A 15,576-nucleotide genomic window follows, 5' to 3' on the forward strand; every position below is an offset into this window, starting at 1 on the left:
TGGCCACTAATACACGAATAATCTGATGCATATCTAAAACCTCCTATGTGGTTTAATAATTTTGAACCACATAGCAACATAAATAAGAATAGAGCATCCTTCAAAAGAGTTAAGATCTTAAAAGGCAGAAAAGCATCTTATATAATCTCATTAATAAAAAGAAATTCTTCATGCATCCGTAGCAAAAAAAAGCGCCTCAGATTTTCTGAGGCGCTTTCGATTAATTAAAGGTATATGATATTTATTTGTCTAAATGTTTAGGGGTAAATCCGTCTTCATTTAATTCTCTGTGTACATATTCTGCCTTCATTTCAGCTTCGTAGTCTACTTTAGTATCTTTACCCATTCTTCTTAGAATAGAGTCAAATAAAGAGTATACTACCGGTACAATAATCAAGGTAAGGAATAGAGATGATGTCAAACCACCAATAACTACCCATGCAAGACCTTTGTTCATTTCCGCTCCAGCTCCTGTTGCCAATGCAATGGGTAACATACCGAAGATCATCGCGATGGTTGTCATTAAGATCGGACGAAGACGGGCGTGATTAGCCTGAATCAATGCATCATGAGTCGTTGCTCCGGCTGCCTTTCTTGCATTCGTAAAGTCAACGATCATAATCGCGTTTTTCGCTACCAATCCAATCAACATGATCATCCCTAGCATTGTGAAGATGTTTAGTGAATTAGCTGTCAAAGCAAGGATTACCATAACCCCAATCATCGCCAACGGAATAGAGAACAATACTACGAAAGGATATACGAAACTGTCATATAACGATACCATTACCAGGTATACCAGTACGATAGCCGCTAATAAAGCAATTCCTAACGTACCAAAACCTTCCTGCTGGTTTTCCATATCTCCACTCCAGATGTAATCTACACCAATAGGTCTTTTCTCATTCATGAACTTAGCAGCCCACTCGTTTGCAACATCCCCAACTGGTCTACCTACTGCTTTAGCTCTTACTTTTACAGAAGGAGATTTATCTCTACGCTCAAGCAAACTTGGCCCTGACCCCATTTTTACTTCAGCAAACTGGCTTAAACGAATCTGCTGACCCTGAGGGTTTGTAAACATTAGGTTTTTAACATCATCAATAGATTGTCTGTTCACATCTCCAAAACGGATGTTAATGTCATATTCATACTCTCCAGCTCTGAATTTCCCATCTGTATTCCCGTTAAATGCAGTCTGCATTGTTTGTCCTACACTTGAAAGATTTAAGCCTAGAGAAGCCATTTTATCTCTGTCAATATTTACCTGTACTTCCGGGTTACCAGAGTCGGTTGACAATTCTGCATCTACTGCTCCCGGAACTTTTTTCAATAATTCAAGGATTCTTGTAGCTTCTTTTACTGCTGTTGCATTATCAGGGGCTGTTACCACCATTTCAATTGGCGCATTTTCAGCACCCATGATCCCAATTGGAGCTGTTTTGAATTCAACACCGGTGAATTTCTCCTCCAGCTCTCTTTTTATTTTAGCAGCTTTGATATTCGTACTTTCAGAACGTTCAGATTTATCTGTTAGGTTTACCTGAACCTCAGATTGGTAAGTAGTTGCCTGAGCTCCTCCAAAACCTGTTGACTGCTGTCCAACCGTTGTAATTAAGTCTACAACATCTTTATCATTTCTTAAAAACTTCTCAACATCTAATGTTAATTGGTTTGTCTTTTCAACAGTTGCATCTTTTGAAAGCTCCATCTGTACTAAGAACTGACCACGGTCAATTGGCGGGAAGAATTCCCCTCCAATAAATCCAAAAATCACCAATGAGAATGAACTGATTAAAACAATAAAAGTAATAACTACTGTAGAAATTCTTCTCAATGTTGTTTTCAGACACCATTCAAGGATATCTGTAATCCAGTGGGTAAATTTGTCGATTAGCCCTTCAAACCAAAGAATGAATTTCTCGAACCAGTTTTTACCTGTTAAATGCTCTAGTTTACCGAATCTTGATGATAACCAAGGAATGATGGTAAAAGAAGCTAGCAAAGATAATAACGTCGCAATAACCACCGTGACGCAGAACTGTGCCAAGATATTGGCTACAAGACCTGAACTCATCGCAATCGGTAAGAATACCACCACAATTACCAGGGTAATCGCTGCAACGGTAAATCCAATTTCTGATGCTCCATCATAAGCTGCCCTGATCTTGCTTTTCCCCATTTCCATGTGACGGTAGATGTTTTCAAGTACCACAATCGCGTCATCCACAAGAATCCCTACCACAAGGGAAAGCCCTAGTAAACTCATTAAGTTCAAAGTATATCCCATCAGATTCATTCCGATGAACGCTGCCACCAATGAAGCAGGAATAGATACCATGACAATAAATGCATTTCTGATACTGTGAAGGAACAATAACATTACAATCGCCACAAGAATAATCGCTAAGAATAAGTCGAAAATTACATGGTTCGCTGATTCAAGGGTAAATTCTGTTGTATCATTTACGATTTTTACTTTTACACCCTGAACTTTGTAAGCTTCTTCTACAGTTTTAATTGTTTTCTGAACACTTTCAGATACTGCTACCGCATTCGCATCAGACTGTTTTTTCACCTGCATTAAGATCGTTGGAAACTGATTGAATCGTGCTACTTTTTCAACATCTTTCTGAGAGTCGAAAACCGTTGCAATATCAGACAAACGAACCTGTGCTCCATTTTTGTTGGAAACAACCAGGTTATTCATTTCCTCCGTAGACTTATACTTTCCAGATAATCTGATGGTAGATTTTGTTGTTCTCGTTTTCAAACTCCCTGTAGGGAAGTCTAAGTTTGAAGAAAGGATTGCCTGCTGAACGTCTCCAATAGAAAGTCCGTATCCCTGTAATTTCTTTTCGTCCAGATTCACCTGGATCTCTCTCTCCTGACCACCTACAAGGTCTACTTGTGCAACACCATTTACACGAGAGAAAATAGGCTCAATCTTTTTATCCAATAAGTCGTAAAGGTCCTTACTGTTTAGTTTATCAGATGAAATACTCATCGTGATAATTGGTAAGTCATCTAGTGAGAATTTATTCAGGGAAGGTGCTTTTACATCGTCCGGAAGATCTCCCAGAATTGCGTTTACCTTTCTCTGAGCATCATTCAAAGCAAAGTCTACATCTGCTCCATTGTTCAACTGAACCATGATAACAGATAAGCTTTCATAAGAAGAAGATTCTACTTTTTTTACGTTCTCCAAAGAACCTACGGCATCCTCAATCTTTCGGGTGACGGAGGTCTCCACCTCTGCGGGTGAAGCTCCCGGATATACCGTAGAAATGGTTACCATGTTGGTTTCAAACTTCGGAATCAATTCGTATCCCATGAGTGTATAACTCAGGATACCTCCCAACGTCAGAATTGTAAACAATACAATTACCAACGAGGGTCTTTTAATCGATATTTCTGCTAACTTCATAGATCCTCTACTTTATAATATTCACTTTAGACCCGTTGTCCAGATTGATCTGTCCGCTGGTTACTACCTGTTCACCACCATTCAGCCCGCTTAATACCTGTACTTTATCTCCGTAAACTTTTCCAACAGTTACTGTAATCAATTTTGCAACTCCATTCTGAACAACAAATAATTGTCCTGAACTTACTCCATTTACAAACGCTTCTGCAGGAACTGTCAACATATTCTGAGTTTCAGCACCGTGGTTTGTTTTAAATGTAGCTGTTGCATACATCCCTGCTTTAAGATTTCCTCTGTTCTGAACTTCAATTTCAACCGGGAAATTCAAAGAAGCATCACTTTTAGGAGCGATAAATGTAATTCTACCTACGAAAGAGTCTTCTGGCAATACGTTTACATTAATTGGAACTTCCTGACCTAACTGAATTTTTCCGACTTGGCTTTCATCTACTAAAACAGAAAGTTTTAAGCTGTTGATATTAACGATCTCAAACATTGCTGTTCCTGGAGAAACTACTGTTCCCGGCTCAACCATTTTTTTATTAACCGTACCGCTAATTCCTGCACGGATGCTTGTATCATTTACTTTAACTCCCTGAGCTTTCACTGCAGCCTGCATATTTTTCAATTGCAGTCTTGAATTATCAAGCTGTTGTTTGGTAACTCCACCTGTTTTGTATGCGTTTTCGTAACGTTGGTTATCAATAATAGCATTCTGTAGATTATTCTGAGCCTGAGTAACATCAACTTCGATAGCATCTCTTTTAATCGTTGCCAATACCTGCCCTGCCCCTACTCTTGAACCTTCTTTCACCAAAACACTCACAATACGTCCTGAAATTTCAGAAGACTGGTTCATTTCCTGCTTAGGAATAAAGGTACCGTTCGCAGAATAATCTGTATCGATATTTTCTCTTGCTACTGTTACGATATTAACATTGATTTTATCTACCTGTTTAGCAACCTCCTTTACTTCCTGAGTCTGCTTCTCTTTGTTACCTGCAATCTTGTAAGCTGCCAACCCAACCAGTACAGCTGCTACGATGATATATATTAAAGTTTTTTTCATTGCTTATTATGGGTTTTGTAGTGTGTTTAATTCTCCTTTTGCTTTAATTACCTTGATCTCAGCCTGCTTATAATCCAGCAATGCATTAGCATAGTTTTGTTTAGCCTGCGTAAGTGAATTTTCAGTATCTAGTACTTCAGTAAGTGTTGCTAAACCGTACTGGTAATTAGATTGTGTATTTTTTTGTACTTTTTCTGCAAGGTTCACATTATCTTTCATACTTTGAATGTTGATAATGGCATTTTCCATATTAGAAATCGCATTTTTATAATCTAAACTCAGGTTCAGCTTTTTGTTTTGAATATCCTGATCCAGATCTTGGATATCAATTTCCGACTGTTGGATTTGAGCCTTGGTAGCTCCTCCCATAAAGATCGGAATTTTAATTGCCAAACCGATAGAAGCATAATCTCCCCAGTTAGTTCCCTGGCTTGATCCTGTAGTATAAGGAAATTTATTTCCCAACCCTTGCCATCCATAGTTAGCAGTAAGTCCCACTGTAGGATATAAATTAGCTATTGTTGCTTTTTTGCTGTATTGTAAAAGTTCTTTTTGTTTATTTAAAACTTTTAATTCTGAACGGGTTTCCAGATTCACATTGGTTGCCAACAGTTCAGGATTAGGTACAATTTCTTTTTCCTCAAGTTCGATAGAGCTCTCAATAGGAACTCCCATATAAAACTTCAATGAGTTTTTTGAAACTTCTACCGCATTAATCAATTGTTGCTTATTAGAGCCTATATTGGTAAGCTGAACATTCGTTCTGTCAAGATCGATAGGCTTAGCTAAGCCATTATCTACCAAACTTTTGATTACATTTCTTACTCGTTCTGTATTGGCATAGCTTTCTTGTATCGTTTTCAGATTTTCCTCCTGAACAAATACCTGATAATATGCTGTAGCAACATTTTCAATGATCTGTTCATTCGTCAGCTCAGAGTTCAAAAGATAAAACTCACGGGTTGATTTAGCCGCTTTAAGACCAATAAAAACTCTTTGATCAAAAACATTCTGATTAAGAGTAACCACATTCACAGATTGCCATTTAGTTCCGAAAGCAACGGGAATAAGCTCTCCTGGTTTACCTACAATCTCCCCCGGAAGAACCGTTTTTTGTAAAATAGGATTGTACGTGTTATTGATCGTCGCACTTATCTGAGGTAAGGCCCCAGCTCTGGCCTCATCAATCTTATATTCGGCTTTTTTAACCTGTAAGGCGGCTTTTTTAGCTTCTGCCTTATTCTGGAGTGCCTGTTTTATTGCTTCTTGCAGAGAAACCTGCTGCTGGGCAGACACTGATGAAAAACCGAAAATCATAAATGCTGCAGCTATCCCAATCTTTAGCTTTATAGCAGTTATACGTTTTCTTTTCATAATTTTTATACTTCGTTTATTTTTTTAATTTTTATCCTTGTTTTATTTCTAAACTGACGAATCATTTTAAGAAATACTTTAGATTTTTTTAATTTTTAAATAACATATTGAGAATGATCTCTTTTCTCACGGAAATAATCTTATCATATTCTTCATCGCTAATCAATAAATTCTCCATGAATAAAGGCCTTACAGCACTTGGGAACACTAATAACGAAACCATATTCAGAATAAACTGAACCGGAGCCATTTTCTCAATATTTCCTAATTCCATTTCTTTTTCAATATCACTGTACATTTTTTCCAGGATATCTTCCTCAATTTCTCTGTGATGACAGGTTCCTTTATTGATCTGTGAAACGATGTAAGTTTCCAGGTATGGGTATTGAAGGCTCGTAGAAAGGCTGCTTTCTATAAACTTACTGATCTTCTCCTTAAATGGAAGATCCGAATTCTGAATGATCTTTGATTTTTCCTCTTCTACCTTCTGAGCTTCATCAAAGATGATCTGAATCAGTTTGTCTCTTGATCGGAAATAATAATTAATAAGGGTTCTATTCACTCCTGCTTCATCGGCAATCTCCTGCGTAGTAGCATCAAATTTTCCTTTCACAAAGAATAATTTCTTCGCTGTCTCCTTGATCAATTCCTGTGTTTGGTCTTTTTTTGCTTGATTTGACATTTTTGTTAAACAAATTTGTGCAAATGTATATCGAATTTTGTTTTTGACAAAATTGTTAAACAAAAAAATTAAACTAAATTGTTATGACATGCATCATGTTTTTGAAGCAAAGGTTGAGTTCTTAAGATTGCATAGTATTGTAGTGATTACTATAGAAATTCCAACCTAAAAGAGTTTTAGAAATAGGTATCAACAAAAAAGAGCAGAAAATTCTGCTCTTTTAATTTTATAGTAATTTGATTTTGTCGTCTAAAATATCGATGATCTTATCTTTATAAAGTCCTCCGATTGCTTTCTTAAAGTTCTTTTTACTCATCTGAAGCTCATCCTTGATTTCTTCAGGAGAAGATTTATCTGAAACATACAGAAGTCCATAATTTTCTTCTAATTTGTCCAAAATCTTTTGTCTGAATTCGTCAATATTTTCAAATCCTTCCGGCTGGAGGGAAATATCAATTTTCCCGTCTTCACGAATTACCTTGATAAATCCTTTCTCCTCTGACAATGGATATAATTTTTTGAAAACATCAGAAGTATATATCAAACCAATATACTGTTTATTAATGATGACATTCCAGCCCAGTTCACTTTCATTCATCATAATAAGGTCTACTTTATCTCCTTTTTTGAACGGAAGATCCTGATATTGAGGATTTCTTTTGAACTTTGTTGTTCCTGTAATCAGCTTCATATCCTCATCTACATAAAGATAAACAAGGTATCTTTTGCCTTCAATAATCTTAGTTTTCTGCTGTTTGTAAGGAATAAATAGGTCTTTAATAATTCCCCAATCCATAAAAGCACCACTTGGAAGACTTTGTACACAGCTCATTACTGCAAATTCCCCTACTTCTGCCAATGGAATTTCAGTGGTAGCCTTCAATTTATCATCATCCTGATATACAAAAACCTCTACATACTCTCCTACTTCCTGTTCTTCACGAATGAAGATTTTAGGAAGAAAAGCTTTTTCACCGGATTCTTCATCTATTAAGATCCATCCTGAATTGAGTTTTTCTGAAATTTGTAAAGTCTGAGTTTTTCCGAGTTGCATTGATGATAAAATTAGCTGACAAAGGTACGGAAATTTGAAGATTATAACCTAGTGAATACTTTTAAGAATCATTTTATCTTTCAGACAGCCTTCAAAACCCTTATATTTAAATAAAAAATCTAAAATCATGAAAAAGTATTTTGCTGTGACTTTTCTTCTTTCTATCATAACTATCAATGCACAAGTTCTGGATAGAGCAGCGGTTAACCTTGCCTACCGCTATTCCGGAAGAAATGTTTTACAAGCCGGGCTTGAATTCAGACTTGGAGATTCTAATCATCAATCTATCGTTTTGGGTCCCTCCATACTTTATACACGCATCAATCAAACTGATAAATTTATTCCGGAAGCCAACATTTATTACATCAATAATGGTTTGTTATATGGGACTTCGATAAACCAATATGCATTGGAACCAAGAATTGGCATCTCCCTGTTCAACGCTTTCTTTATTAATACCGGATATGCTTTTCCTATACACAAAGAAAAATATTTTAAAGGAATTACCTTTGGAATACAATTCAATATTGCACCCAACCATTCAAAATTTTATGATAAAATGAAGATTATGTAGGGCAACCTACTTTACTAGATTCCGAATAAAGTTTAACCATTATTTGAATTATAAAGAATATTAATAAAATTTAATACCCTTTACTCTAAAGAGGGCATCCATTTTTTCTAAAAAAAGAGGAGCAGTTTATACTGCTCCTCTTCTCTTATTATTTCAAAATTACCTTTCCACTTTTTACTTCTCCATTATTTAATATAATTTTATACATATAAACTCCAGGAAGGTAGCTATGAGGAACTTGCCAGTTGCTTATAAAATTATCACCATCAATGGTGGTTGTCATAACCTTCTCTGCTTTCATTCCGTTTAGACCTATTATATAGATCTGAGCATTTTCCTTATTGTAATTTTTAAAGTTAAATACTACTTCGCCCTTATTTTCCGTTACCAAAATTTTCTTTTCAGATTCATTTACAGCCATCTTTAAATTTCGGGACTGAAGAGCCTGCTTAAGAAGAACACCATTAGTATAAGAATATTTCAGGGTATTTGAGGCCTTCCACACCCCATCTGATATTACATAGCGGGTGAAATAATATTCATCATGAGTAATAGGATATCTGCTTGCCTGTTCCTCAATTGTACTATTCTGGGTATAGATCAATGTAGGCAAAGCTCCTATTGATTCCTCCTTATATATATCTACCACCCAATAGTATTGATAATTGCCGTCTCCTCCGGTAGGAATCGATCCAAGAATATTCTCAACATTTCCAGGATCAAACTGAATGGTATTATTTTCAATAGCCGGGAAATGAGAAATAGCAAAGCTGATGGCATTACTATAAGAATCTCCTAAATTCGGTGTATTGCACTTCACTCTGAATTCAGTCCCGTCATATACCGGAACATTAATATCATAATATCTCCCATTAGCTCCGGCAATATCTTCCCAAGCAGTGCTTTGTTCTTTTTTCTGCCATTGATAAGTCAGTGGTTTTTCTGTTGTATAAAATGTCTCACCAGTCGTTAACCTTCCTTCCATAGGAATTTGTCCTGGTAAGAGTTTATCCCCCTCGTAAAATACATCTAACATCGGATTCTTAGTTCTAATGATCGTATTGTTATGAATACCCGGTAAAATTTCAATTTCGTTACTTACACTATCCGGAAGTCCTGGTGATGAAATAAGTCTACGATAATATTTCGGAATTGCCGTAGAAGGAATAGGGAACATAAAATCATCTCCTGATGGAGCTGTAACGGTTGTCCATGTTGAATTTGATTTCTCTTGCCATTTATAAGTCATTAAAGCAACTCCATTGCCACCTTCTCCTTTCTGTCCTTTAATAAAAAGGGAGGCGTTAAAGCCATCTCTTCTTAACTCAAGTAAATTGTTACCTATATTCACTTTCACCTCTACTTCATTACTGAAATAGGTTCCAAACTGATCTGTTTCCACTGCCCTTCTCATGAAATAACGGCTCTGGTTCATAGCGGCCGTTGGAGTATAATGCTGTGCATTTACATTTATTTTCTGCCAGCTGCTGGCAAAGTTAGGATTAGCTGATGGTTCCCTTTTCTGCCAATAGTATTTAATATTCCCTCCTGAAGGCATTACACTAGGTACAGATCCTATAATAGTAGGACCGCTTTCCTTATAATTAGCATTACCACTTATACTGATCGTATTATTCAACACAGTAGGATCTGAAAAAGTTGTGTTAAACTTGCTTGAATAAGCAAGTACTCCATCTGAAGCAGAAAATAGCCTTAAGTATAAATTACCGGAGTTAAAAGATTTAATCAGCATTGATGCATTCTGTACTACTGTGTAGAATTCATAATCCTGCTTTTCCCCAGCTGAAACCGGAAATCCTGGCCCTGAATGGACATGAATCTGCAGTGGAGAACCTGTTGCCATATCAGCAACAAAATATACAGAGGACGCAATTTTAGTAAATGAAGGGGTTTGCTTCAATACAGAATACGATACCTTTATGGTGACCGGTGCATTTTTGTAAAGGGTTACATTAGAAGTATACTGCTGCCCGTAGACTTCAATTTTTTTAAGGGTTATCACATCCTGCAGCTGTGCATTTACAAAACTGCATGCCATGAGTGAGAGTACAAAGCTCAATACCCATAAAGATCTTCTCATAAAATAGAATTTTAGGTTATTAAATATTAAGCAATAAATTTATTTATATTTTTTCTAAATAAAAATAAATAAACACTCTTATTATTATGAGATAAATCACAAAAAAGAGAAGCAATCGCTTCTCTTACTTCTTATAAACTGGAGATATAATCTCTGAGCTCTCTTTTACTGTTTTCAAAATCAAAGGCTTCATACACCATGAAATATTTATTCTTATCTACACAACTTAAATACATTGATTTTGCTACAATTAGCTTATTCTTATCAAAGCTTAATGATTTTACCAGATCTCTTATCTGTGCAGCGGTAAACATAGAGTTTTTTACCTGTTGATTAATCAAGGCAACTTTTCCATCGTCAAATTTTTCGGTTCTCTGCAGCATTTCAAAAAATTGTCGGAAAGTAGCATTATCCATCACATTTCCTGAATTATTCCAATTTCCGGATTGATTTCCGTAAGGGTTGTTCCATAGATCGTTCCAATCATTAAATGCATATTGTCCCTGTATCGGATATGAATCCAGCAGATACAACCCTTCATTGATAAAAAAGTCTAACATCATTCTGTTATTATTTCGAAGCATCAATGAAGTTCTATAGATTAAGAAGCAATTTTCATAAATAGATATGGGTATTTTCCCGGATTGAAGATCAAAAAAACGATATTTACCGGAACCATTAGCGATCACCTGATCTCCAACCTCTACAGTGAAAAAACCTTGTTCAGGAATTCTCAAAAAAACTTCTGCATAGCCGTAGTTTTTCTGTATATACTTATAGTTTTTGACTCTATCCGGAATGATGGGTCCCCAGGTCTTATAATCAGGTGCTTTATTTTTATCATTCATTCCTTTCGCCTCCTTCATTTCGGCTTTAGAAGCTTCATTTTTTAATAATTCCCCCGCTTTCCCCGCCTCTTGAGCAAAAGAACTCATTCCAATCAAAATCATTAAGCTGATAAAAATTTTCTTCATATTTAATTTTTCAAAAATCAATCTCCATTTCTATGCCAAAAAAGGTTTATTATATCATCAAAACTGAAATTCTTACCCTTGGTTTCTATCTAATATGTAGGAATAAAAAGATGTTCTACTATTACAATTAATAAAGTGGTTGGAGCAACGTAAAGAGTTTAAATAATATAATGTTTCAAGACGCAAAAGAATCAAAGATTCCCTGCAAACGAGATGTATCCAAATTATCTTTCGTTATTTTATTTTTTTAATTAATCTGCTTAATCAGTAAAACCTGCGAGAACATCTATCTACATTCAATTTTATCTCAGATAAAATCCTTGCACCTTAAAGAAAACTTTGCAGCTTTGCGATTTCCAACACCTATATAAAATTGATATTGCTTCATTTTCGGTTCGCAATAACCAAACATTCCTTAACTATATAATACAAAAAAGAGGAGCCATTGCTCCTCTTTTACTATTGAAATGATTAAATCTTTAATCAGATATTACATATGAATAGGTCTTTTTGCTGTAGCATCCAATGCAGCTTCTTTGATCGCTTCTGCATATGTCGGGTGAGCGTGAGAACTTCTTGCGATATCTTCAGCACTTGCACGGAATTCCATAGCAATTACTCCTTCTGCAATAAGGTCAGCAGCTCTTGCACCAATGATGTGCATTCCTAAAACTTCATCCGTCTTTTCGTCTGCAATAATTTTCACAAGACCATCAGTATCACCACTTGCACGGCTTCTTCCTAAAGCTCTCATTGGGAAAGATCCTACTTTGTAAGCTACCCCTTCCTCTTTCAATTGCTCTTCAGTTTTACCAACTCCTGCAACTTCCGGCCAAGTATAAACAACACCTGGAATTAAGTTATAGTTGATGTGAGGTTTCTGACCTGCTAATATTTCAGCAACAAGAACTCCTTCTTCTTCAGCTTTGTGAGCAAGCATTGCTCCTTTGATAACGTCTCCGATTGCGTAAATGTTGGCAACATTAGTCTGTAGGTGATCGTTTGTTTTTACTCTTCCTCTTTCGTCAAGTTCTACTCCTGCTTTTTCAAGACCAAGACCTTCTGTATAAGGTCTTCTTCCTACAGAAACTAAACAATAATCTCCTTCTACAACTATCTCTTCTCCTTTTTTATCTTTAGCCGTAATTTTTACAGTATCTCCATTTCTTTCAACCGCAGAAACTGCAGTAGAAAGCATAAACTTCATTCCTTGTTTTTTAAGAACCTTAGTTAATTCCTTACTTAAAGCTCCATCCATTCCAGGGATGATCTTATCCATGAACTCAACTACAGTTACCTGAGCTCCTAATCTAAGGTATACAGATCCTAATTCCAGACCGATAACTCCTCCTCCGATTACTACTAAATGCTTAGGAATCTCTTTAAGATTTAAAGCTTCCGTAGAAGTAATTACTCTTTCTTTATCAAGAGTAATAAAAGGTAAAGAAGATGGTTTAGAACCTGTTGCAATGATGGTATATTTAGATTCAATTGTTTCAGAAGAACCGTCATTTTTAGTGATTTTGATCTGAGTAGCAGATTCAAAGCTTCCTAATCCTTCAAAAACAGTGATTTTGTTTTTGTCCATCAAAAAGTTGATTCCTTTAGTGGTTTGATCTACCACTTCGTTTTTACGCTCGATCATTCTTGCGATATCCGCTTGAGGCTCGTTGATGATGATTCCGTGGCCTGCAAAATTATGTTTTGCATTTTCGAAATGCTCAGAGCTGTCAAGAAGTGCTTTTGACGGAATACATCCAACGTTAAGACAAGTTCCGCCTAAAGTTGAATATTTTTCAATAATTGCTGTTTTGAAACCTAACTGTGCTGCACGGATCGCAGCTACATAACCTCCAGGACCAGAACCTATTACGGTAACATCGAATTGACTCATGTTATTTTATGAATTTGTTTATTATTATCTATCTTAAGTCTCACAAATTTACATATAAATTACCAAGCACCAAAGTGAGTTTTATCAATTTTGAGATCAAAAAATTTTAAATACCTTAACGCGGTTATCAATCCAGTTGTAGCTTATCTTTTCCGATCGTTCCTGTGCTTTCAAAAAACGAACCTCCATAAACATACCATTCCAGATTCTCAAGATATTCCACTGCGTTTTCAGGCGTTATCTGTGAACGGTCTTTTTTCGAAACAATTCCTTTGTACCATCTTCCTGATTTGGAATAATGCTCATATTCAACAAAATAATGAATCCATATTCTTTGGCATAACTTGCACTGTTGAATACTTACTTCCCCATATCTTCCGTTAGTATGGTCTACCCCTAATTCGGAACTTCTAAATTCAGTATAATTGTGGTCAGGTTTTTCACAAGCGCATCCTATTTTAGGAATCATTTTCATTCTATTTTTATTTGAAACGCAAAAATACTAAAAACGTATTAATATGAAGTTACGATCAATAGCATACAAAAATGATGTTCAGGAAAGGGGTTGATTAAAGGGGTCATTTGATTTTTAAACGTAAATAGATTTTAATATTAAAAAAGATCATGAGTAAAGTCATTAATAAAGAGGGAAGAATCTGACTGTAAGGTTTATAATCCGGAAAAAGAGTTCCTATAAATGCTGATAAAAGAGCTCCCATTGCACTTATCATTTTACTAGAATGTTCATATCGCCAAAGATTACCATAGCGGGATGCCGGAATACAATAACGGAATACATCATACGAAACCACCAGCAGCAAATATCCTACCCCTGAATAAATAACCACTGGATTCCAATAAAAGCCAATAAATTTGAGATAATACATAAACACCAAAGCAATAGTTAACGCTCCTAACATAGCCAAAACGTCTTTCCAATAAAAACGGTTTGTTTTTTCTTTTAAAATTCTGAATCCGGAATAAGTGTTGTAGGCAGCCAAAATTGTAATTAACAGGAGAAAAAGATTTCTTTTAAATACAATAACTCCGAAAGCTCCTGTGGTTACCACCACCATCATACAATAGATAAAAAGGTACCCGAGTTTTATGTGCATTGGTGTTCCTTTTGTTCTGAATAGGATTAAAAATCCAACAATCAATGCAATGGTTCCGCTGATAACATGTATAATGATATTGCTTACATGAAGAGGTGTGTCCATAGTTTTTTTGATGGCAAAAATCCTATAAAACATCAATGCTGATCGTCCTAAATGATCAGTTAGGACCCTTTTATGATAGATCCGGACTTCTTAAATTCAGATGGAGTCATCCCGGTTTCTTCTTTAAAGATCTTATTAAAAGTAGATTTTGAATTAAAACCTGATTCAAAAGCAATTCCCAGAATTGAATACTTTTCAAACTCAGGATCTCTCAATTTTTTCTTGACCTCTTCTATTCTGTAAGCGTTTACGAATTTGTAAAAGTTAGTATGAAGTGCCTGATTGATCGTTTGTGAGAGTTGATGAGTGGAAATATTCATTAACGAAGATAGTTTTTGCAGGCTCAGCTCCTCATCAAGGTAAGGTTTCTCTGTTTCCATAAACTTTAACAGCTTTTGAGATACACTATCAAAGCCCTTTTTATCCAGAATATTGATTTTCTCTTCTTTGGCAGCAACATTATTCATATCCAGCGTTCCCTGTTGATGAAACACAAGACTTTGTCGTAAACTAAAGAATACAATACAGAACAAATATCCGCTTTGCACCACCGCAACGATCCGAAAGATTTTATCAAAAGGAATGATATCCGTCCGTGTTCCTAAAGCAATCATACAGAAAACCCCAATAAAAAGGATAATTAATGAAACAATGATATACTTCAGCCAGTTAAGGTTGATCTTTTCAAGAGCAGAATAATATTCAGGAAGTATTTTCTGATATTTTCTTAAGGCCAGAAAACATAAAACAATATAAACCACAGGCACAACAGCCATTGGAAACGTCATCAGATTCAACATCCCATTTTGGTCTTTTTCAATAAAATAAGGAATACTGTTTTTAAAGCCTATCTGGCTATAAAACGTTGAAACAACAATAAAAAACAGACTATATCCCATAAAAAATACAGAGTGCTTAATCAAATACCCAAAACGAAATGGGATATTAAAGGTAATTGAAATAACATACAGATAAAGCATTCCCATACTTAGCACAGGAAGAGCAAAACCAAATGGTTGAAGCCTTTCAGAAAGTAAAAATGGAAATAAATAGTATATAAGGTTAGCTGCTCCAACCAACAGCCAAACGATAAGGTAATAATCGGAAGAAACATTTTTCTTTTTGTAAAACAGTAAAGCAATGCACATGAATGCAACAACAATCCCCGAAAAAGCAATGCTTTCCAATATCATGTTAAATAATTGAT

Annotated in this window: 12 protein-coding genes; 1 reads left to right on the top strand and 11 read right to left on the bottom strand. The window is 35.6% G+C overall.

Annotation, left to right across the window (positions count from 1 at the left end):
• Window positions 1-241 precede the first annotated feature (241 nt).
• The 5 genes from EL260_RS15175 to EL260_RS15195 all read right to left on the bottom strand — a co-directional run bounded on the left by EL260_RS15175 (window position 242) and on the right by EL260_RS15195 (window position 7,606).
• On the bottom strand, window positions 242-3,427 hold the full coding sequence (locus tag EL260_RS15175) for an efflux RND transporter permease subunit (RefSeq protein WP_123856146.1): 3,186 nt from the start codon (window positions 3,425-3,427) through the stop codon (window positions 242-244).
• A gap of 7 nt (window positions 3,428-3,434) precedes the next feature.
• Complete coding sequence (locus EL260_RS15180) at window positions 3,435-4,496, bottom strand: efflux RND transporter periplasmic adaptor subunit (RefSeq protein ID WP_123856147.1); 1,062 nt, start codon at window positions 4,494-4,496, stop codon at window positions 3,435-3,437.
• Window positions 4,497-4,502: 6 nt separating this feature from the next.
• Complete coding sequence (locus tag EL260_RS15185; protein WP_123856148.1) at window positions 4,503-5,870, bottom strand: TolC family protein; 1,368 nt, start codon at window positions 5,868-5,870, stop codon at window positions 4,503-4,505.
• A gap of 88 nt (window positions 5,871-5,958) precedes the next feature.
• A complete protein-coding gene (locus EL260_RS15190) occupies window positions 5,959-6,552 on the bottom strand; it encodes a TetR/AcrR family transcriptional regulator (protein WP_123856149.1) in 594 nt (197 codons plus the stop codon).
• A 226-nt stretch (window positions 6,553-6,778) separates the two neighbouring features.
• Window positions 6,779-7,606, bottom strand: coding sequence for a CvfB family protein (locus tag EL260_RS15195; RefSeq protein ID WP_123856150.1), 828 nt, complete (start codon window positions 7,604-7,606; stop codon window positions 6,779-6,781).
• 127 nt (window positions 7,607-7,733) lie between these two features.
• Here EL260_RS15195 and EL260_RS15200 point away from each other — a divergent pair, with 127 nt between their 5' ends.
• A complete protein-coding gene (locus tag EL260_RS15200) occupies window positions 7,734-8,180 on the top strand; it encodes a hypothetical protein (protein WP_123856151.1) in 447 nt (148 codons plus the stop codon).
• Between the two features lie 148 nt (window positions 8,181-8,328).
• Here the strand turns inward: EL260_RS15200 and EL260_RS15205 are convergent, their stop codons facing one another.
• The 6 genes from EL260_RS15205 to EL260_RS15230 form a co-directional block, all read right to left on the bottom strand.
• Window positions 8,329-10,281 carry a hypothetical protein gene (locus EL260_RS15205; protein ID WP_123856152.1) on the bottom strand — a complete coding sequence of 651 codons (1,953 nt, stop codon included), beginning with the start codon at window positions 10,279-10,281 and terminating at the stop codon, window positions 8,329-8,331.
• 131 nt (window positions 10,282-10,412) lie between these two features.
• A complete protein-coding gene (locus tag EL260_RS15210) occupies window positions 10,413-11,255 on the bottom strand; it encodes a DUF4476 domain-containing protein (RefSeq protein WP_123856153.1) in 843 nt (280 codons plus the stop codon).
• A gap of 490 nt (window positions 11,256-11,745) precedes the next feature.
• Window positions 11,746-13,149, bottom strand: a complete 1,404-nt coding sequence (lpdA, locus tag EL260_RS15215) for a dihydrolipoyl dehydrogenase (protein ID WP_123856154.1) — start codon at window positions 13,147-13,149, stop codon at window positions 11,746-11,748.
• 127 nt (window positions 13,150-13,276) lie between these two features.
• Window positions 13,277-13,618 carry a hypothetical protein gene (locus EL260_RS15220; RefSeq protein WP_123856155.1) on the bottom strand — a complete coding sequence of 114 codons (342 nt, stop codon included), beginning with the start codon at window positions 13,616-13,618 and terminating at the stop codon, window positions 13,277-13,279.
• 109 nt (window positions 13,619-13,727) lie between these two features.
• On the bottom strand, window positions 13,728-14,369 hold the full coding sequence (locus EL260_RS15225; RefSeq protein WP_123856156.1) for a DUF2306 domain-containing protein: 642 nt from the start codon (window positions 14,367-14,369) through the stop codon (window positions 13,728-13,730).
• Between the two features lie 59 nt (window positions 14,370-14,428).
• Complete coding sequence (locus EL260_RS15230) at window positions 14,429-15,562, bottom strand: helix-turn-helix domain-containing protein (RefSeq protein WP_123856157.1); 1,134 nt, start codon at window positions 15,560-15,562, stop codon at window positions 14,429-14,431.
• Window positions 15,563-15,576: the final 14 nt, after the last annotated feature.

The sequence above is a fragment of the Chryseobacterium nakagawai genome, from assembly GCF_900637665.1.
Lineage (GTDB): Bacteria > Bacteroidota > Bacteroidia > Flavobacteriales > Weeksellaceae > Chryseobacterium > Chryseobacterium nakagawai.